Below are 19,397 nucleotides of genomic sequence, written 5' to 3' on the forward strand. Positions count from 1 at the left end.
AGGGGCAGCAGGGGGAGAGATAAAAAAAAACGGCGCCCGCAGGCGCCGCTTTCATCGGTTCAGGACTGATTACAGTACGTGAACGGAGGCGGTGTTGGTGGTACCGCTCGGTACCAGGGCACCGGAGACCATGACAACCACGTCACCCTTCACGCCCATGCCGATTTCCAGCGCAGCTTCTTTGCCGATGCGATAGAAGTCGTCGGTGGAGGCGATGGAGTCAACCACGTGAGCAACCACACCCTTGGTCAGCACCAGCTGGGCAGCGGTCTTCTTGTTGGTGGTGATGGCCAGGATCCAGGCTTTCGGGAAGTATTTGCGAATGGCCTTGGCAGACTTGCCGCCTTCGGTGGCAACCACGATCAGCGGGGCGTCCAGTTTCTCGGAGGTCTCGACCGCGCCTTTGCAGACCGCTTCGGTGATGCGCAGCTTGTTGCTGTCGTTGGCAGCAGACAGGTTGGAGGGCATCACGGCATCGGTACGCTCGCAGATGGTGGCCATGATGGTCACGGCTTCCAGCGGGTACTTGCCCTTGGCGGACTCACCGGACAGCATGACTGCGTCGGTACCGTCCAGGATGGCGTTGGCCACGTCGCCAGCTTCGGCGCGGGTCGGACGCGGGTTCTTGATCATGGAGTCCAGCATCTGGGTCGCGGTGATGACCACTTTGCGGGCTTTGTTGCACTTCTCGATGATCATCTTCTGGGCGAAGATCACTTCTTCTACCGGGATCTCGACACCCATGTCGCCACGGGCAACCATGATGCCGTCGGAGACAGCCAGGATCTCGTCGAAGTTGTCCAGGCCTTCCTGGTTTTCGATCTTGGAGATGATCTGGATGTTCTCGCCGCCGTGGGCTTTCAGGTGCTCACGGATTTCCAGCACGTCTTCTTTCTTGCGAATGAAGGAAGCGGCAACGAAATCAACGCCTTGCTCGCAACCGAAGATCAGGTCGCGCTTGTCTTTCTCGGCCAGGGCCGGCAGCTTGATGGAGACGCCCGGCAGGTTGATGCCCTTGTTCTCGCCCAGGTCACCGTTGTTGAGCACTTTACAGATCACTTCGCGCTCGGTGATTTCGATGACGTCCAGGCCAATCAGGCCGTCGTCAACCAGGATGCGGTTGCCGACGCGCAGGTCGCTGGCAAAACCGGCATAGGTGACGGCGACTTTGTCTTTGTTGCCCACCACGGTCTGGTCGGTGGTGAAGGTGAAGGTCTGGCCGGCGACCAGGGAGACGTCGTTGCCGCCTTCGAGCTTGATGGTGCGGATTTCCGGACCCTTGGTGTCCAGCAGGATGGCTGCGTGCTTGCCGGTTTCGGCCATGACAGCGCGCAGGTTGCTGATGCGACCACCGTGTTCGGCGTAGTCGCCGTGGGAGAAGTTCAGGCGCATGACGTTCATGCCGGCATCCAGCATCTTGCCCAGCATTTCTTTGGATTCGGTCTTGGGACCGATGGTGCAGACGATTTTGGTCTTTTTCATGTCAGTCTTCATGGTTAAGGAATTTCCGCCGTGCAATATACACCAGTTTTTGGATACTTTTTATGATCCAGAAACAACGTTTTGAGCGAAAACGGCCTCAATTTGAAAGATAACGTTTTCGCTCACAGCTCATTTTAGGGGCTAAAATAATTGATTTTCCGCAACTGAGGCCATTTGGTTCCCATTTCTGGCCCAGCATCCTGCCCGATCCCATGTTGTTAAATGACAAACAACAGGGTCCCCTTGCCGGGGCGATCCGGCCCGATGCCGTTGGCCGTCATCCAGTGTAGTCACTCCCTCCCGCGGCGTCAGGGCGAAGCAATGCAAGGCTGGAGCCGGTTGGCCTACAGCGGAAAAAAACGCCGCCCCTCCCGGCACGCCGGGAGGGGCGGCAGCCCTCTGGATCAGCCGAAGAACCAGTAGCCGCGGTTGACCAGCCGGGTCAGCAGTTGCAGGAAGCCCGCCTGATCGGCCAGTTCCACCAGCGCGTCCTGGGTGATGATGTCCTTGTCGCACAGGAGTGCGATGGCGGCCGGATCCTCGCTTGGCAGGGTCCAGGCTTCGCCGTCGATGTAGCAGGTGCGGCTCTCGCCGCTGAACCAGACGCTGCGCAACCCCGGCACCTTGATGGCGGGCTCCCCCTGGCTCAGCAGGTCGGCCACCTCGTCGGCGCTGTAGTCCGGCTCCACCGGATTGACGTCCAGATCGTGCTTGGCCTCGGAGATCATGGTGCCGAACCACTCCTTGAACAGGGTCTCGTCGTCGAGGGCCTGTTGCATCAGCTCCCGCAGGCGGTGCAGCTCATGGGGCTGGATCTCCCCGTGGCGGGCGCGGGGCTGGAGGTCCGGGTCGCCGTAACGGTCGGTGCGGATCTCGTTGTCGATCAGGTGATCGGCAAAGGAGGAGACAAGGGCCTTGGCGTCCGGCGCGCGGAAACCCACCGAGAAGTTCAGGGAGGGCTCGATGGCGTAGCCCTCGTGGGGGAATCCGGGCGGGATGTAGAGGATATCGCCCGGCTCCATGATGACGTCGATGATCGCCTCGAACGGCTCGCAGTGCAGCAGGGCGGCGTGGGCGGCGAACTCGTTCAAGGGCTTGGCATCGCCGACCCGCCAGTGGCGCTTGCCCTGACCCTGGGTGATGAACACATCGTAGTTGTCGATGTGGGGACCGACCCCGCCGTGAGGGGTGGAGAAGCTCACCATCACATCGTCAAAGCGCCAGCCCGGAATGAACTGGAAGGGCACCGCCAGCTCGTGCACCTCGGGTACCCAGTGGTTGCACGCCTGCACCAGCACGGTCCAGTTCTCTTCCCCCAGGTGATCGTAGGATTCGAAGGGGCCGTGGGCCGCCTCCCACTTGTTGTTGAAGCGGGTGACCAGGCGCGATTCAATCACCTCCTCCATGGCCAGACCCGCCAGCTCGTCCGGGCTGATGGGATCCTGAAAGTCGGTGAAACCGCCCTTGATGAGGAGCGGGCGCTTCTGCCAGTAGTGCTCGAGGAAGTGAGCGATATCCAGATTGAGTTGGTACATGGTGCTTCTCGTATCTTGTGAGAGGGCTTGCCCAAGGCGGGCTTGGGCAAGGGCTCTGAAATGGCCCGATAGAGGGTGATCATATCAAATGGGCCAAAATCAACGGGGGCCCTGCCGTCATGACAGAGCCCCCGCCGGTTCGGTTACATCACTTATTTCAGCAGATCAACCAGACGCTGGGCGTCGCCGATGTAGTTGGCCGGGGTCAGCTTCTTGAGCTCGACCTTGACCGCTTCCGGCAACTCCAGGGTGTCGATGAAGGTGCGCATCCCTTCGGCGTCGACGCGGCGACCACGGGTCAGCTCTTTGAGCTTCTCGTAGGGCTTCTCGATGCCGTAGCGGCGCATCACGGTCTGGATGGGTTCCGCCAGCACTTCCCAGTTGGCGTCCAGATCGGCGGCCATGGCGTCCGCGTTGGCTTCCAGCTTGGAGATGCCCTTCAGGGTCGCCTGATAGGCAATCAGGGAGTAACCCACCGCCACACCCAGGTTGCGCAGCACGGTCGAGTCGGTGAGATCACGCTGCCAGCGGGAGATGGGCAGTTTGCTCGCCAGGTGCTGGAACACGGCGTTGGCCAGACCCAGATTGCCTTCGGAGTTCTCGAAGTCGATGGGGTTGACCTTGTGGGGCATGGTGGAGGAGCCGATTTCGCCGGCGATGGTGCGCTGCTTGAAGTGACCCAGGGAGATGTAACCCCAGACGTCACGGTCAAAGTCGATCAGGATGGTGTTGAAGCGGGCCAGGGCGTCGAACAGCTCGGCGATATAGTCGTGGGGCTCGATCTGGGTGGTGTAGGGGTTCCAGGTCAGGCCCAGGGAGGTGACGAACTCCTCGGAGAACTGGTGCCAGTCCACATCCGGGTAGGCGCTGATGTGAGCGTTGTAGTTGCCCACGGCACCGTTGATCTTGCCCAGCAGCTCCACCGCCATGATCTGCTTGAGCTGGCGCTCCAGACGGTAGGCGACGTTGGCCATCTCCTTGCCCATGGTGCTCGGGGTCGCCGGCTGACCGTGGGTACGGGAGAGCAGCGGCATGTCGCGGTACTCGACGGCCAGGCGCTTGATCTCGCTGATGAGCTTTTCGCAATAAGGCTTGATCACCTCTTCCCGGGCGGTCTTCAGCATCAGGCCGTGGGAGTTGTTGTTGATGTCTTCCGAGGTGCAGGCGAAGTGAATGAATTCGCTGACGGCGGCCAGCTCCGGGTTCACTTCCACCTTCTCTTTCAGGAAGTACTCCACCGCTTTCACATCATGGTTGGTGGTGCGCTCGATCTGTTTGATGCGGGCGGCATCCTGCTCGTTGAAGTTGCTGACGATGCCGTCAAGCACGGCATTGGCTGCCTCGCTCAGGGCAGGGACTTCCGGGATCCCGGCGTGGCTGGCCAGTTTTTGCAACCAGCGCACCTCGACTTCGACGCGAAAACGCAGCAGACCGAATTCGGAGAAGATAGGGCGCAGGGCATCGGCCTTGTCGCCATAACGACCGTCAATCGGGGAAACGGCAGTCAGCGCGGACAGCTCCATGGGGTGAACTCCTGATGATTGGTGTGGGGGTTAAAATCGTTTGGCCAGTTCCACCATCTTCTTGCGGGCGAAGATGATCTGGGTACGGCTGCCGCCGAGCTGGCGCCACAGCACCACGGCGCGGATGCCTGCGAGCAGCAGGGCGCGCACCTTGTGCTGCACCAGGGGCTGCTGCAGGAAGAGCGGGGTGCCCGCCACCTGGATGCGGGGCCCGATGGGGCTGATAAGGTCGCTGTAGATGCTCGCCATGTTGGCCAGGATCTGCTCGTCGAGCAGATCGAAATGCTGTTGCTGGCGGCCGATCTGGCTGATCCGCTCCCCCAGCATGTTGAGGATGTCCTTGCGCTTGGCGAGCTTGCGCTCCAGCGCGATCAGGCTCACCACGTAGCGGGTCAGCTCGGCATTCTTCTGGCTGCCGTCGGCCCCCAGCTGTTCCACCAGGGCGCGATAGCCGTCGCGAATGGCCAGGTGGCTGCCGAACACTTCCAGCGGCTGCGTGGGGTTGGTGACCAGAATGCTTTGCAGGCTCTCGCGCAGGGAGGCTTCGTCGCAGGAGCCGTCACGGGCCACTTTCTGCACCAGATAGGCGGCCTGGCAGATGCCTGCGAAGGCCATGGTTCTGTCTTGGAATTTGTCGCTCATATCTTCATGGCCCTGTTCTGTTCTTTCACCGGCCGATGCCATGATCCGGCCTGGACGTTGCCAATCATGTATCGCTGCCTGGTACTGTTTTTCTTTGTCCCCTCTCCCTCAGGGAGAGGGTCAGGGTGAGGGTGGTTACCCCCTCATCCCCAACCCTTCTCCCGCGAGGGGAGAAGGGAGTACAGCGCGGACGCTCGTGAGCGCCCAGCCCTTAGACCGGATGGCTGAAACGCTGTTCGATGATGCCGCCGCCCAGACACACTTCCCCGTCGTAGAAGACGGCGGACTGGCCCGGGGTCACCGCAGCCTGCTTCTCGTCGAAGATGACCCGGATGGTCTCATCGTCGATGGGCTGGATCAGGCAGGGGATATCTTCCTGCCGATAGCGGGTCTTGACGGTGCAGCGGCGCGGCGCGCGAATGGGGGTGCGATCCACCCAGTGCAGCTGGCTCGCGACCAGGCCGTCGGAGTAGAGGCGGGGGTGTTCCCCTTGCGCCACCACGAGGGTGTTGCGCTCCACCTCTTTGTCCACCACGTACCAGGCCTCTTCGGTGGCATCTTTGCGACCGCCAATGCCAAGCCCCTTGCGCTGGCCCAGGGTGTGGTACATCAGCCCCTGATGCTCGCCGATGATCTTGCCGTCCACGGTTTCGATGGGACCGGGCTGGGCGGGCAGGAACTTGGCCAGGAAGTCCTTGAACTTGCGCTCACCGATGAAGCAGATGCCGGTGGAGTCTTTCTTCTTGGCGGTGATGAGATCCAGCTGCTCGGCGATGCGGCGCACCTCGGGTTTTTCCAGATCCCCGACCGGGAACAGGCTCTGACCCACCTGGGCTTCGCTCAGGGTATAGAGGAAGTAGCTCTGATCCTTGTTGGTATCCAGACCGCGCAGCAGGCGCGGGCGGCCGGTGCTGTCGTCACGGCGCACATAGTGGCCGGTGGCGATGTAGGTGGCCCCCAGCTCTTCGGCGGCGAATTCCAGGAACGCCTTGAACTTGATCTCCTTGTTGCACAGGATGTCCGGGTTCGGGGTGCGACCCGCCTTGTACTCTTCCAGGAAGTGCTCGAACACGTTGTCCCAGTATTCGGCGGCGAAGTTGATGGTGTGGAGTTTCATCCCCAGCTTGTCGCAGACGGCCTTGGCATCAGCCAAATCCTGGGCGGCAGAGCAGTACTCGTCCGTGTCGTCTTCTTCCCAGTTCTTCATGAACAAGCCTTCGACCTGATAGCCCTGCTGCTGGAGCAGGTAGGCCGAGACGGAAGAATCCACGCCGCCGGACATGCCGACGATCACCTTGATTTGGCTGTTGTCTGTCATTAGTCGAAGTTACCAGTTCGTTTAAACGGGGCGTATTCTACCAGAGTTTTGCGCCCCCGGTCACATCTCCCTGCCGCCGTTCTCCTTGGAAGCCCGGCGGCGGGAAATCGTTTTTCTTGTCTCGGCCCCATAGCGTCAAAAAGAGCGTCCAATGGCGCTTAGATGAAGGCCTTGAGTGCCGACAGCGGCAGGCGGGTGCCTGCCAGATAGTCCTGGATACACTGCCACACCAGGGGGCTTCGCAGGGCGGGCTTGCACTCGGCAATCTCCTCCAGGCTGAGCCAGTGACAGGCCAGTACGTCACCGTCGGGATCCTCTGGATGGTGCTGACCGGGCGACTTTTCAAGGTCGAAGATGACGGCGGTGCGCACAAAGGTGGCCTCGCTGTCCGCCGGTTTGAAGAGGTAGACCCCAAGCCAGCCGGTGGGCGCGGCGGTGAGTCCGGTCTCCTCCTTCAGCTCGCGGCAGGCCGCCTGGATGAGATCTTCTCCCGGCTCCACGTGGCCGGCGGGCTGGTTGAAGCGGCGCTGGCCCGCAATCTCCTCTTCCACCAGCAAGAAACGCCCCTGCCAGTGCACCAGAGCGGCCACGGTGAGGCGGGTGGGCAGCGGTGGGTGATCGCTCATAAGGACTCCTTGTCTTGTTGGCTGTGCCCCGGCAGGGGCGCTCGATGCAGATCCGCTGTCGCCTTCATTCAGAGGGCTTGGTGCGAGCCGGACGGCGGGCGGTGGTGCGCCCGCCGCTGCGATTGGCCTGGCGCGGGTCTGCCCCGCGGCGGTCCCGCCCCCGGGCTGGATCCTGATCTGTTGGCCGGGCGGTGCGGGGGGCTCTGCGGCCAGTGCCCCCGGCTGCGGCGGATGCCCGTGGTTTGCCTTGCGTGGCGGCTGGTCGTGGCGCGGTTGCCAGCTCGGGGGCGGGCAGGGCGCGGCTCTCTCCCGGCGCCAGACCATCGAGGGTCCACTCCCCGATGGCGTAGCGGATGAGGCGCAAGGTGGGGTGGCCGATGTGGGCGGTCATGCGCCGCACCTGGCGGTTGCGCCCCTCCACGATTGTTATCTCGAGCCAGCAGGTGGGGATCTCTTTGCGCTCGCGAATGGGCGGATTGCGTGGCCACACCACAGGGTCATCCATGATGCGCGCCCCGGCGGGCAGGGTCATGCCGTCGTTGAGTTCCACACCGGCGCGAAGGGCGGCCAGTTTCTCCTCGCTCGGGATGCCTTCCACCTGCACCCAGTAGGTCTTGGGGGTCTTCTCTCCCGGCTGGGTGAGGCGTGCCTGCAGCTTGCCATCGTTGGTGAGCAGCAAGAGCCCTTCGCTGTCTCGATCCAGCCTGCCTGCGGCATAGATGCCGGGCTCTTTGATGTAATCCTTGAGGGTCTCGCGGCCCGCCTCGTCGGTGAACTGGCAGAGCACCATGTAGGGCTTGTTCAGGAGCAGCAGCTTGCGAGCCGCCGGGGCGGGGGCCGGTTTGCGCTCGTTGACTCTCCCTGCGTGCCGGGCCTCCCGGCGTTGGGATGGGCGCACCGTGGTGGGCCCGCTGGCCGTGCGGCCTGCGTCAGGGCGGGCGGAGAGGGAGAGACGGGGACGGGCTGATTTCATCGCATGCCTACCAAAAACAGGGGATGGCGGAGTGTACCACAGGGGGCGGCCATCAGGGGGAGGGCGGGGCTTCCCTCTCGGGTCAGGGGGAGGCGGTGTCCGGCGCCAGTGCGAGGGAGAGGCGCAGCATGTCCTTGTGCTGGATGCCGTGCTCCATCAGGGGTTCGGGATAGTGGGTGAGGAAGTGATCCTTCACGACGGCATGGACGCGAAAGCCGTGGCGCTGGTAATAGGTGAGCTGGTGGCCGAAGCTGCCGGTACCGAGCTCGACGCGGCCTATCCCCTTCCCGGCCAGGTTCTCCAGCACGAAGCGCAGCAGGCCGGAGCCGATGCCCTGCTGCTGGCGGTTGGGGGCAACGGCGATGTTGAAGATCTCGGCGGTTTGCTCCCCCACCAGGCCCGCCACGCAGGCCCCCACGACCTCGTTGTCCGCCAGGGCGACAAAGCCCCAGGCCCCGGGCAGGTAGGCGGCGATGCGCGACGCGGCGGGATCGGCCTCCAGCAGCAGGGCCAGCGGCAGGTGGGCGGGGTCCATCTCGACAAACGTCATCTTTGTTTCTCTCCCTGTTTGTGACGGTGAGCGCCGCGCGAAACGATGGCGGGCTTGACCGATGTGGTGGCCTGGGCGGCGTTCCTCTCGTACGGCATCTCGCCCGGTGTGGATGCCACCAGCCGGATCTGGGTCGGCCACAGCTGCTTGCCGTGGGCACGCCCTTGCCCCTGTGTCCCGATAGGGTTCACCCGCGTCTCAGGGGGTGTCATGCCGGGAAACAGGGGGGCTGGTCCCCGGGATCGGCGCCGGGCGGTTGAGCAGGAAGACCACCTCGCCCCGGTAGTGGGGGGAGGCGGCCAGTGTTGTCTGCCAGGCGGGATCCCACTCCCCATCCTGCACCAGCCCGACCTTGAACGGGATGGTCAGGTGCGCCATGGCGGGCAGATAGGCCTGATAGCCCGGCACCGTGCGCGTGCCCTGATAGGTCTGGATCACCAGCTCGTCCACGGGCAGGCGATTGAGCTCTGCCACGTCCCCCGTTTTCGCCCAGTCGAGCAGCCCCGTCACGCTGAGCTTGCACCCGGGAGGCAGGGTGCGCCGCAGTTGTTGCAGGGCGTTGCCATAGCGATCGAGCTGGCGGGTCGCCGCATCGAAGTCGATCTGGATGCCCGCCACCCTGGCCCCGGCCGCGCGCCACCCCTCGTAGAGGCGCACCAGCACCTGCTCGTGGGCGGGGGAGAGGGGGAGGGCGTTGACACGCACCACCAGCCAGACCTGCCCGGCCTTGAGGGGGAAGGGAACCCGCCCCAGCTTGACGAAGCGGGGGCCGCCGGGCCTGTCCAGGATCTCCCCCTGATGCAGATAGAGGGTGCTGGCCTGTTCCAGTACCGACTGGTGGCGGGTGGCGGACCAGAGCCAGAACCCGTGATAGGCGCTGGCATCGACACTGGCCTCAAGGGGGGTGGCCAGGGCCGTCAGCAGCAGCGCCAGCAGGGCGCGTTCAGGGGGTCTGCTCATGGCTCACCAGTAGTATTTGAGGGATCTGGCCCACACCGAGTTGCCATAGCGCTGCTTGAGGGTGTTGAACCAGGCCTGCCGGGTGCGTTTGGGGATCTCCTGGCTGTCGCAGCTGTTGTAGCCGGAGGGGGCATAGCACTGGATGGCGCGATAGAGGGCATAGCTCTTGTCTTCGGGCTCCGCCTTGGGGTTGGCCATCACGGCCTGATAGAGGGCGAGGCGACTCGGGAACGTGGGGCGCTCGTCTTGCGCCAGCCCCCAGATCATCTCGCGATCCTGCCACAGGTCGATATGGGGATCCCGGCTGCGCAGGTACTCCCCGAAGCAGTTGAGGGCATGACCATCGTCGGGGCGCTGCACCAGGGTGCCAAGGGTCTGGGCCAGATCCCGGCAGTGGTAGCCCTGGGGCGTCCCCTCTCCGCGCCACTGGAACGCCGAGAGGCGCACATCCCCGTTGGGCACGGGCTCCCAGGGCGCGTCGGCGGGAGGGGTCGCCTCCTTGTAATCGGCGGGGATGAGGGCCACATCTTGCAAGAAGGTGGCCGGGTCGCTGGCGATGAGATCCCGCACCAGCAGGGTATGGAGCGCAATCTGCCGCTCCGCCGCGCTCGGGCCCTGACTGGCTTGCTGGCGCAACAGGGCGGGTTCGGCCTCCTGCTTGAGCACGGCCGCGCGGATGCGCAGCTGGGTGATGGGGCTGCCCGGTTGGAAGATGGCGGCCGTGTTGCCGGTGCGCACCCAGTGATCCGCCAGCACGTTCTCCACGAACGCCTGCTGGGCCTGACCCAGGGGGGAGGCCACCAGCGCCATCAGGGCCTGCTCGGCCTTGTCGAAGGCCTTTATGCCCTGCCAGGCCCAGATGCGCAGCATCTGGTGGCTGAATGCCAGGGTGGCGTCCTCCTGCCTCGGGGAGGGCAGGGCCAGCACCTGCTCGAACTGCTTGTCCAAAAAGAGGGCGTAGGCCTTGAGATAGGCCGCCTGCGCCTGGTGACCGGTTTTTTGCAGGTGCGCGATGGCGTCGTTCAGCTGGGCATCTTGCCAGTCCCGCGGCCGCTCATAGGTCGGTCTGAGACCCCGCAGGGCATTGACGAACAGCAGCGCCGGCTGGGCCGAGTCCTGATAGGCCGCCTGATGGCGATAGGCATCGCCACTGAGCAGGGTGAGATCGATCTCGTTGACCAGGGCCTCCAGCGCCGGCAAGGGCTGGCGGGTTGCCATGGCCTCGTCATAGGCATCCCGCAGGGCGCCGAGATCACCGGCCATCCACTGGATGCGTCTGAACAGTCCTCTGGTCGAGCTGGCGTAGCGCCCTTGCGGGTAGGCCGCCAGATAGGCCTGACCCTGGGCCATGGCGCGGCGAAGGGCCTCCTTGTCGCTCCTGGTCACGTCCTGATCGCCGTATTCGTCCTTCGCCTCCTTCATCGCGAGGTTGATCTCCGTGCGCATCACCATGTAGGTCGCGCTCTCGGCCACCCAGGGGGCCTTGGCCTGCTGCAAGGCGGCAAAGCCTGCGCGGGCCTCCTCGAAGCGGCTCTCGTAGAAGTGCCGGGCGGCCTGCAGATACCCCTGCCACTCCAGGGTAGCACCGCTCATTTCGGTCGCGGGGGCCGGGCTCTCCTGCTGCCCCAGGATCAGCAGACGGCTTCGCAGCAGCGAGGTGCGCTCCGGGGCGGGCACCTCGCTCTGCTCGAGGGCGTCCAGAAACGCGCTGACCGAGGAGAGGGAGTTGGAGATGGCGTGGCCGTAGAGGGAGTCGTGGCCCGCGTAGTGCTCGAGCAGCGGGGAGAGGGACGGGTCGTAGGCGGCCAGTCGGCTGCCGAGCTGCTCGCGCAGCGCCGGGTCCTCCACCTCCTCCGGCTGGGGGAGGCGGGTGAGGTAGAACAGCGGCTGGCTGCGCTCGTTCAGCGGATCCGCCGGCAGGGTGAAGGGGAGGGGGTGATGCTGGGCATCCCCCAGCAGCATCAGCAGGTTGCCCCGGGTGTCGTTCTCGTTGAGATAGAGCGGATAGGTGGGGAGAGGGCAGTCGGTGAGCCAGAAGCCGCACCCGTCACCGTCACCGGAGGCGAGGGCGGGCAGTGCAACCAGCGTCATCGCCAGCACCGAGCAGTGGGTCAGAGATGTCATGGGATCGCTATCCGTTTGTGGGCCCGCGCCGTGCGTGACGCCCGGGCCGGAAAAGGGGGTTCGCAGTGGCGGGCAATAGTACGAAAGAGGGTCACAAACGACAACCCATTCTGACCTGGTCGGCGCTCTCTCTGTCAGGACGCCTGCGCCATGCCGTCTATTTCGGCGCGGCCTTGTCAGGCTGGTAGCGGGTTTCGGTTATCTGGTCGAGGCGCAGGATCAGGGTGTCACCCCCCTTGAGGCGATAGGCGCAGTGGGAGGTGTTGCAGCCGATGCGGATATGGGGTTCATCCCCCAGCAGAGGGGACTGGCTATGGGCCTTACTCTCTGGCCAGTTGCCTTGTTCGAGGAGGGTGATCTGCTTGTTAGCCTCTTTCTCCCCCATGGGTCTGGTGTATTCAGATGCCCAGATGACCAACAGGATAGGAAGCATGAAAAGTGCAAATTTCAAATAGGTATTCTTTAACCAAATCAGACAACTAAATGTAAATGGAGCGGGATAGGTGCGGGCAATTTTCCCACCCTTCATCACGATGGGAAGCAGAACAAAAAAGCGGACCACCCACCATGAGAGAGTCAAGCGCCACCTCACCTTGAAAAACAGGCATGAGAGCGTGGCAAAGAGCACTCCAACTGTCATGACGAGAGGGAACACGTAAGGCAAGAGCAGCTGTAGCAGCAGCAGGAATCCGTGAAAAAGAGTGACATCCGCTGGTTGGGAGAACTCGGTGTATTCAAGGCCGAAGCGGTCAAGATAGCCGTGGTAATATCGCATCCCGACCAAATAGATAGCCGCTGTCAGCAAGGGGAGCAGGGCGCACAGGATGCCGACAAACCCTGGCATGCCTACTTTTTCTTCTTCCTCGTCTTTTGCTGCCCGTAGCGCTTGCAGATGCTTCTTGAGCCACTTGCGCTTCAGTGCGGTTAAATCCTTTTCCATCTGAGATGTCTCCCTGCCCTGAGCATGTGCTCTTTGCTGCTTCGCGGGTGTCAGCATCTGCCATCGCCATACATCGCCATACAAAAAGGGCGAATGTGGATGCTTATACAGGGGGCTCTTCGGTGCGAAAGAGCGCCTTGCCGCAGGCGAGGCAGGTGTGGCGAAAGCGATGATCAGGCCAGCCGGTCTGGGGGTGGCCCAGCACCTTGTCGGAGCCGCAGGCGCAGCAGCGCGCCCCCAGTTCATCGTCGATGGCGCATTCGGGATGCTGGTGCAGGTAGTCGGCGCGGGTGGGCAGGCGCAGCCAGTCGGGCTGGGCATGGCGCTGGTTCCAGAAATAGCACCCATAGAAGGTGCCTGCGGCGACGGGCAGGGCAAACCACCAGAAGAGATCCATGTCATGACTCCGACGAGAGGGGATGAGGGCGGCAACAACCCGCTCAGCAGGCGCGGTGCGGCCCCATTTTATCGGGGCGGGAGTGGGGCGGGATATGCCCGGATGGGTAACAAGCGAACCTGCTGGTGGTCGGGCTGGCAAGCCGCAGGGCCGGGGTTGGGGATTATCTATCCATTAAAGAGATGGGTTGTGTCATAACCTATCGCATTTTTGGATGGACAAGGGGGCCTTTCCGGTCGCAAAGCCCGGAGAGCGGGCAATGCTGTTCAGATAAGCACTTTTTTGACTGATTATTCATAAATTGGATTTGAGTTGAGGGGGCAAGGCTGTGTCCAGTCGATCTTCCTCCAGCCTTTATCCAGCGGGGCTTGCAATAGAAAGAGGGAGGCATCATGCCTCCCTCGATTTTTTGTCCTGATACTACGTGGACTGGAACTCAAATTCTCTTAAGTGAACAGCATTGCGGAGAGCGGGGAGTTTTTGTGAAAAAAAATGTGCATATCCTCGTCATGCCGATCTCAAGGGAGTCATTGAGCAAGTTATAAATATCAAGGTATTGATATCAATGGCAAAAACAGTGCTTTTATCAGGCGTTTTCAGGGTGGCTTATGGGGTTTCATAAGGAGCTTTAACCCATTTTCTAGATTGGTTTTTGCATAATCAATCGTTTATTTTGTTGGACAATTGGGGAAAACCTGGTGTCCAATCGGGTGAGCAGGTTGGCCAAACAGTGCCGTCAGCCAGTGTGTAACCCGAGATGTAAGGAGACATCCTGATGGAAAAACTTGACCAAAAAATCGACACCATGCGCCAGGAATTCGAGTCCCAGGGGCAAAAACAGGCCCAGGACAGATGGCAGGCCAGGGTCGATGAACTGCAACGGGAGCGCAGCGAAGCGCCCCAGCCGGAAGCGGCAGAACACTAGCCCCTGGCGGCCTTGTGGCCACCAAGTGAGCGCATAATGAAAAACCACCGCCCTGTTCGGGGCGGTGGTTTTTTTGCGCAGTGGCTAGAGGCGATAGAGGGGCCGCATCGAACAGCTCCGCGCTCTCGCCGGTGCCGCCGTTGAAGACGGTGTGGAAGAAGCGCAGCACCTTCTCGTTGGCGAGGGCATCCCCTTCGAAGTAGGCGTGAGAGTCCCCCACATGGGGCTGATTGGTCACGTCCACGTAGGTGGCCGTTCTGGCATCCAGCCGCCGGGTGTAGTGGCCGAGCCTCGCCTTTTGCTGCTCCCCCATCTTCATGCGCGATGCCATCAGGGCACCATCGCGCTCATTGATGGTGATGTAGAGGCGGTTGCGACACTGGATGCGATCGACCCACTGGGCGTGAAGCTCGTTGTTGGTGTCGGCGGCGGCCATGATGATGTTGTCGAACAGCAGCTGGTTGGCGTGGTAGGTGGTGCTGCCCAGCAGGTGCTTGAACAGGTAGTTGCCCATGCTGTGCAGCAGCAGGTTGATGGTGAAGGGGCATCGCTTGTTTACCTCCTTGGCAAAGTAGCGATCCCAGGCCTCGCCGTTGTCTGCGAACTTCTTCTGGGCCTTCTCTTCCAGCTGCGTCACATACTGGCCGTTGAACTCGTCGAGCAGCCCCTTCATCTTCTCCAGCACCCGGTCAAGGGCCCCGGCCGAGGCCAGGGCATCGCGCTTGTCGCTCTTGTAGCTCAGCACGCCCCGGGCGCCGCCGCCATTGGCGGGCCAGCTGAAGCAGAGCACCTCGACGCCGTACCGGGCCTCGAGCCCCGCGGCTCGCTCCAGCACATCGTCAAGATCGTTGTTGAAGCCGTGTACGAACAGCAGCAGGTGTTTGCCGGTCTTGAGCTTCTGTTTGGCCGTGCTGCCGGTCCCGGCGCAGCGCTCCAGCAGCTTGCGCGCCACATAGGCGCTGGCCGGGTGGGGGAGGTCGGGGTCAAGGCCGACGCTGGCGGCCATCTCGGCGGTGATCTGATCCGGCAGCAGGTCCAGCTGCCACTGCTTGCCCTGACGCCGGGCCTCGGCGAGGCGCAGTTCGTTGGGGCCCTCTGCGGGTTTTTCGCCAAAGATCTCGCTGGGGGTCTTGCCCTGCTCGTTGACCATCCGGTTGGTGACGATAAACATGGTGCTCTCCTTGTTGACGTGCTCTCTTCATGACCGGCCACGCCCCGGGCGCCCCGATCACTGGCAAAGAGCCTAGTCCGGATCCGGCAGCCTGTCCCCCGGCGCGCCTTGCCTCGCCAAAGGGGTTACGACGATGTAAAGGCGAACGGGATTTGGGGGAAAGGCTCCTTCGGGGCGGCGAGGGCAGGGAGACGCTGTCATCAAGAGAGGAAGAGGCCCGGATGGACGGGGCCTGCGCCTCGTCAGGACCTGAGGGCGGCGAGGGAGGAGGGGATCCTCAGGCGCACTGTGATCCACTCCCCGACTATGGTCTGACATGCACGCCCGCTATTTGATTATGCAAATGGATGGGCTTAAGATGGCCGCGCGCAACGATCAGATTGATAACAAACGGAAGTTAGGAGATGCCGATGGAAAGCAAAGTAGTTATCCCGACCCAGGGCCAGAAAATCACAGTCGATGCCAGCGGCAAGCTGCAGGTTCCCCACAACCCCATCATTCCGTTTATCGAAGGGGATGGTATCGGTGTGGACGTGACCCCGGCCATGTTGAATGTGGTGAATGCTGCGGTCGAGAAAGCCTACAAAGGCGAGCGCAAGATCGCCTGGATGGAGATCTATACCGGCGAGAAGTCGACTCATGTCTATGGCGAAGGTGCCTGGCTGCCGGCCGAAACCCTGGATTTCATTCGTGAATACTGCGTGGCCATCAAGGGCCCGCTGACCACCCCGGTCGGCGGCGGTATTCGCTCCCTCAACGTGGCCCTGCGCCAGGAGCTGGATCTCTACGTCTGCCTGCGCCCGGTCCGTTACTACGAAGGGACACCGAGCCCGGTCAAGCACCCCGAGCTGACCGACATGGTGATCTTCCGCGAGAACGCCGAAGACATCTACGCCGGCATCGAGTGGAAGGCGGACAGCGATGAAGCCAAGAAGGTGATCGCTTTCCTGCAAAACGAGATGGGCGTGAAGAAAATTCGCTTCCCCGAGTCCTGCGGCATCGGCATCAAGCCCATGTCCAAGGCCGGTACCGAGCGTCTGGTCCGTGCCGCCATCGAGTACGCCATCGACAACGATCGCGACTCCGTGACCCTGGTGCACAAGGGCAACATCATGAAGTTCACCGAAGGTGCCTTCAAGGATTGGGGCTATGCCCTGGCCCAGAAAGAGTACGATGCCCAGCTCATCGACGGCGGCCCCTGGTGCTCCTTCAAGAACCCGAAGACCGGCAAGACCATCGTGGTCAAGGACGTCATCGCCGATGCCTTCCTGCAACAGATCCTGCTGCGTCCGGCCGAGTATGACGTCATTGCCTGTATGAACCTCAACGGCGACTACATCTCCGACGCGCTGGCGGCCCAGGTCGGCGGCATCGGCATCGCGCCGGGCGCCAACATCGGCGATGGCGTCGCCCTGTTCGAAGCCACCCACGGCACCGCGCCGAAATACGCTGGCCAGGACAAGGTCAACCCGGGCTCCCTCATCCTCTCTGCCGAGATGATGCTGCGCCACCTGGGCTGGACCGAGGCGGCTGACCTCATCGTCAAGGGGATGGAAGCGGCCATCGCCAACAAGACCGTCACCTATGACTTCGAGCGTCTGATGGAAGGGGCCACCCTGCGTTCCTGCTCCCAGTTCGCCCAGGACATGATCGACCAGATGTGATCCGGGTCGTTGAAATGCAAAACCGGCGCCATGAGCGCCGGTTTTTTTATGGAGGAGAGCAGGTCGTCAGGTGGTTTTTTCCACGTGCTGCTCGTAGATCTGCTGCCATTTGCTGGTCTCGGCCTCATCTCCACGGGCCTGCCAGAATTCGCAGATGGAGCTGGCGAGCTCGGATGCCATGGCGTGGTCTCCGTCACGGCGGCTCATCAGATATTGTCCCAACCAGCTTTGATATTGTTTCATCGCCCGATCTCCTTATCTAAGGTGCCCAGAGGGGAGTGCTCCTGGCGTCAAGGTCGCGCAGGAGCGATTCGAACTGGGCACATGTTGTGCTGCGCCCGGCAGGTGTTGGTCGCCGGAACCGGTGGTTATCTCACCGGAAAAAGGGGACAACGGGGCGCAGATGTCAAAAAACGGTCTCTATCGTATCACAAAATAACCAGTCGGTGGGGCTGGATGACAAATCAGGCTGTCCAGCAGTCTGGCCGTCTGTGTCATGGTGGCGAGGGCTGAGGCGCCATCTTGCTGATCTCGCAGCAGAAAAACCCGCCAGGTCGGCGGGTCACGGGGGCGAAAAAAAGATCAGATCCGGGCGCAGGCCAGGTATTTTTCCATCTCCTCGGCGGGCACCATGCCGCCGCCGGTGGCCCACACCAGGTGGGTGGCCCCGGCCATCTTGGCTGCATCCAGTCCTTGCCCACTCTGCCACTCAAGGTTGGCGGCCACTCGCCAGGGGCCAGCCATGCCCGCCAGTGCCGAGGGCTCGAGCCGGATCTCTTCATCCCGGGCCAGGAGCCCCAGCAGGTCGTACATCTCCTGATCCCTCAGGGTGTAGAAGCCCGCAAGCAGCCGCTCCATGGCGCGGCCGACAAAACCGGAGGCGCGTCCCACCGCGAGGCCGTCGGCGGCGGTGAGGTTGTCGATGCCAAGGTCTTGCACCGCAATGGCATCGTGCAACCCGGTGTGGACCCCGAGCAGCATGCAGGGGGAGTGGGTAGGTTCGGCGAAGAAGCAGTGCACGTTGTCCCCGAACGCCAGCTTGAGACCAAAGGCCACTCCGCCCGGGCCGCCGCCGACGCCGCAAGGCAGGTAGACGAAGAGCGGATGGTCGGCGTCCACCCTGATACCCATCTCGTCGAACTGCTTTTTCACCCGCTCACCGGCCACCGCGTAGCCGAGGAACAGGGTGCGGGAGTGCTCGTCATCGATGAAGAAACAGTTGGGGTCGCGCTCGGCCTCCTTGCGTCCCTGCTCCACCGCCACCCCGTAATCCTCGGCGTATTCCACCACGATGGCGCCATGTTCGCGCAACTTTTTCTTCTTCCACTCCCGCGCATCGGCGGACATGTGGACGGTGACGCGAAAGCCGAGGCGGGCGCTCATGATGCCGATGGAGAGGCCGAGGTTGCCGGTCGACCCCACCGCGATGCTGTACTGGCTGAAGAAGTGGCGGAACTCGTCCGAGAACAGCGTGCGATAGTCATCCGTCTCGCGCAGCAGCCCAGCCTGGATGGCCAGGTGTTCGGCATGGGCCAGCACCTCGTGGATGCCGCCGCGCGCCTTGATGGAGCCGGAGATGGGCAGATGGCTGTCTTGTTTGAGCAGCAACCTGCCGGTGAGTTCGACACCGTAGCGCGCATTGAGGGTCCCCTGCAGGGTCGGGATGGCGGCGATCCCGGACTCGATGATGCCGTTGCTGGCGCGGGTTTCGGGGAAGGCCTCACACAGGTAGGGGGCGAAGCGGGCGAGCCGGGCGGAGGCGGTGGCCACATCGTGCCGGGTGAGCCCCACATGGGGCAATCCTTCCGCGAGGGAGGTGGCCCCCGGATTGAACCAGGTCACAGGGGTGAGGGCGATCAGCGGCTCGAGCAGGGGAAAGCGGGTGATGAGCCCGGCAATGTCGGTGTGTGTCATGAAAGCCTCGCGTGGAGTGGTGACGGAATCATCCCATTGAACGGCGCCAGCGTTGCCGTGACAAATGATAAAACGCGTGGCTTGGATGAGCCCAGTTGATGTAAATGGTCATCTACCCTGCTGTGTCTTCGAATACGGGTGAGTTGAGTCTTCCTGGTGAATGCAAACCTCGCCCTTCTGGTATCATCTGCCAGATAAAAGAGAGGGAGGCCCAACCATGCAACGCGATGAGCACCCAGGGGTGAGGAGCAAGCTGCTCAGCAGTCATCAGCTCGCCAGGCTCCACACCTTCGAGGCTGCGGCCCGCCACGGCTCCTTTGCGCTCGCCGCCGATGAGCTCTCCTTGAGCCCAAGCGCGGTGAGCCACCGCATCTCGGCCCTGGAAGAGGCACTCGGGTTTTTGCTGTTCCAGCGCTTTCACCGCAAGGTAGCCTTGACCACGGAGGGGCAGCGCATCTTCTGGGCGCTCACCTCCTCCCTGGAGTTCATCAATCAGGAGGTGCTGGAGATCAGGGAGCAGGCGCTGTCGGGCTCCCTGACGCTGCACTCGCGCCCCTCCATCGCCCAGTGCTGGCTCTGACTCTTATACACAAGTAGCGCCCTGAACGGAACCATTCCCGTTTTCCAGGATCTGATCTTCCATGTGACCTCCT

The 19,397-nt window shown here is 62.5% G+C and carries 17 protein-coding genes and 1 pseudogene; 2 read left to right on the plus strand and 16 right to left on the minus strand.

From position 1 onward, the window contains the following. Positions 1–69: 69 nt before the first annotated feature. The 14 genes from pykF to PG892_RS07955 form a co-directional block, all read right to left on the minus strand. A complete protein-coding gene (gene pykF, locus PG892_RS07890) occupies positions 70–1,482 on the minus strand; it encodes a pyruvate kinase PykF (RefSeq protein WP_010673615.1) in 1,413 nt (470 codons plus the stop codon). A gap of 404 nt (positions 1,483–1,886) precedes the next feature. After that, positions 1,887–3,017, minus strand: a complete 1,131-nt coding sequence (locus PG892_RS07895; protein ID WP_102948718.1) for a ribosomal protein uL16 3-hydroxylase — start codon at positions 3,015–3,017, stop codon at positions 1,887–1,889. A 152-nt stretch (positions 3,018–3,169) separates the two neighbouring features. Beyond that, positions 3,170–4,540, minus strand: a complete 1,371-nt coding sequence (purB, locus tag PG892_RS07900; protein WP_010673617.1) for an adenylosuccinate lyase — start codon at positions 4,538–4,540, stop codon at positions 3,170–3,172. Positions 4,541–4,570: 30 nt separating this feature from the next. Next, complete coding sequence (gene hflD / locus PG892_RS07905; protein WP_010673618.1) at positions 4,571–5,182, minus strand: high frequency lysogenization protein HflD; 612 nt, start codon at positions 5,180–5,182, stop codon at positions 4,571–4,573. 211 nt (positions 5,183–5,393) lie between these two features. Then, positions 5,394–6,500 (minus strand): tRNA 2-thiouridine(34) synthase MnmA, encoded by a 1,107-nt coding sequence (gene mnmA / locus PG892_RS07910; protein WP_010673619.1) that lies wholly within the window; start codon positions 6,498–6,500, stop codon positions 5,394–5,396. A gap of 158 nt (positions 6,501–6,658) precedes the next feature. Continuing rightward, a complete protein-coding gene (locus tag PG892_RS07915; RefSeq protein ID WP_039039255.1) occupies positions 6,659–7,126 on the minus strand; it encodes an NUDIX hydrolase in 468 nt (155 codons plus the stop codon). A gap of 64 nt (positions 7,127–7,190) precedes the next feature. Then, on the minus strand, positions 7,191–8,099 hold the full coding sequence (locus PG892_RS07920) for a pseudouridine synthase (RefSeq protein ID WP_103859025.1): 909 nt from the start codon (positions 8,097–8,099) through the stop codon (positions 7,191–7,193). Between the two features lie 82 nt (positions 8,100–8,181). After that, on the minus strand, positions 8,182–8,649 hold the full coding sequence (locus PG892_RS07925) for a GNAT family N-acetyltransferase (RefSeq protein WP_103858810.1): 468 nt from the start codon (positions 8,647–8,649) through the stop codon (positions 8,182–8,184). Further along, positions 8,646–8,840 (minus strand): hypothetical protein, encoded by a 195-nt coding sequence (locus PG892_RS07930; protein WP_181023108.1) that lies wholly within the window; start codon positions 8,838–8,840, stop codon positions 8,646–8,648. Before PG892_RS07930 ends, PG892_RS07925 begins: the two co-directional genes overlap by 4 nt. Positions 8,841–8,847: 7 nt before the next feature. After that, positions 8,848–9,609: a DUF3142 domain-containing protein gene (locus PG892_RS07935; RefSeq protein WP_103858811.1), complete on the minus strand. Its 762-nt coding sequence runs from the start codon at positions 9,607–9,609 to the stop codon at positions 8,848–8,850. 3 nt (positions 9,610–9,612) lie between these two features. Beyond that, positions 9,613–11,733: a hypothetical protein gene (locus PG892_RS07940; RefSeq protein WP_270825308.1), complete on the minus strand. Its 2,121-nt coding sequence runs from the start codon at positions 11,731–11,733 to the stop codon at positions 9,613–9,615. Between the two features lie 157 nt (positions 11,734–11,890). After that, on the minus strand, positions 11,891–12,673 hold the full coding sequence (locus tag PG892_RS07945; RefSeq protein WP_103261936.1) for a hypothetical protein: 783 nt from the start codon (positions 12,671–12,673) through the stop codon (positions 11,891–11,893). A 103-nt stretch (positions 12,674–12,776) separates the two neighbouring features. After that, a complete protein-coding gene (locus tag PG892_RS07950; RefSeq protein WP_042014257.1) occupies positions 12,777–13,070 on the minus strand; it encodes a hypothetical protein in 294 nt (97 codons plus the stop codon). Positions 13,071–13,738: 668 nt separating this feature from the next. Further along, positions 13,739–15,166: an alpha/beta hydrolase gene (locus tag PG892_RS07955; protein ID WP_223931267.1), complete on the minus strand. Its 1,428-nt coding sequence runs from the start codon at positions 15,164–15,166 to the stop codon at positions 13,739–13,741. A 410-nt stretch (positions 15,167–15,576) separates the two neighbouring features. Between PG892_RS07955 and icd the strand changes: the two genes are divergently transcribed. Further along, positions 15,577–16,830 carry an NADP-dependent isocitrate dehydrogenase gene (gene icd, locus PG892_RS07960; protein ID WP_010673630.1) on the plus strand — a complete coding sequence of 418 codons (1,254 nt, stop codon included), beginning with the start codon at positions 15,577–15,579 and terminating at the stop codon, positions 16,828–16,830. 66 nt (positions 16,831–16,896) lie between these two features. On the opposite strand, the gene PG892_RS07965 is transcribed toward icd, so the two are convergent. Both PG892_RS07965 and dsdA read right to left on the minus strand, forming a co-directional pair. After that, the gene (locus tag PG892_RS07965; protein ID WP_010673631.1) at positions 16,897–17,073 is read right to left on the minus strand and encodes a hypothetical protein; all 177 of its coding nucleotides are present in this window, start codon (positions 17,071–17,073) and stop codon (positions 16,897–16,899) included. A 339-nt stretch (positions 17,074–17,412) separates the two neighbouring features. Further along, the gene (dsdA, locus tag PG892_RS07970) at positions 17,413–18,744 is read right to left on the minus strand and encodes a D-serine ammonia-lyase (RefSeq protein WP_052814982.1); all 1,332 of its coding nucleotides are present in this window, start codon (positions 18,742–18,744) and stop codon (positions 17,413–17,415) included. 217 nt (positions 18,745–18,961) lie between these two features. On the opposite strand from dsdA, the pseudogene PG892_RS07975 reads away from it, so the two are divergent. Then, positions 18,962–19,321 (plus strand): annotated as a pseudogene (locus tag PG892_RS07975) (LysR family transcriptional regulator); the annotation flags it as partial. Positions 19,322–19,397 lie beyond the last annotated feature (76 nt).

The sequence above is a fragment of the Aeromonas sp. QDB68 genome, assembly GCF_027707405.1.
Taxonomy (GTDB): Bacteria; Pseudomonadota; Gammaproteobacteria; order Enterobacterales; family Aeromonadaceae; genus Aeromonas; species Aeromonas caviae.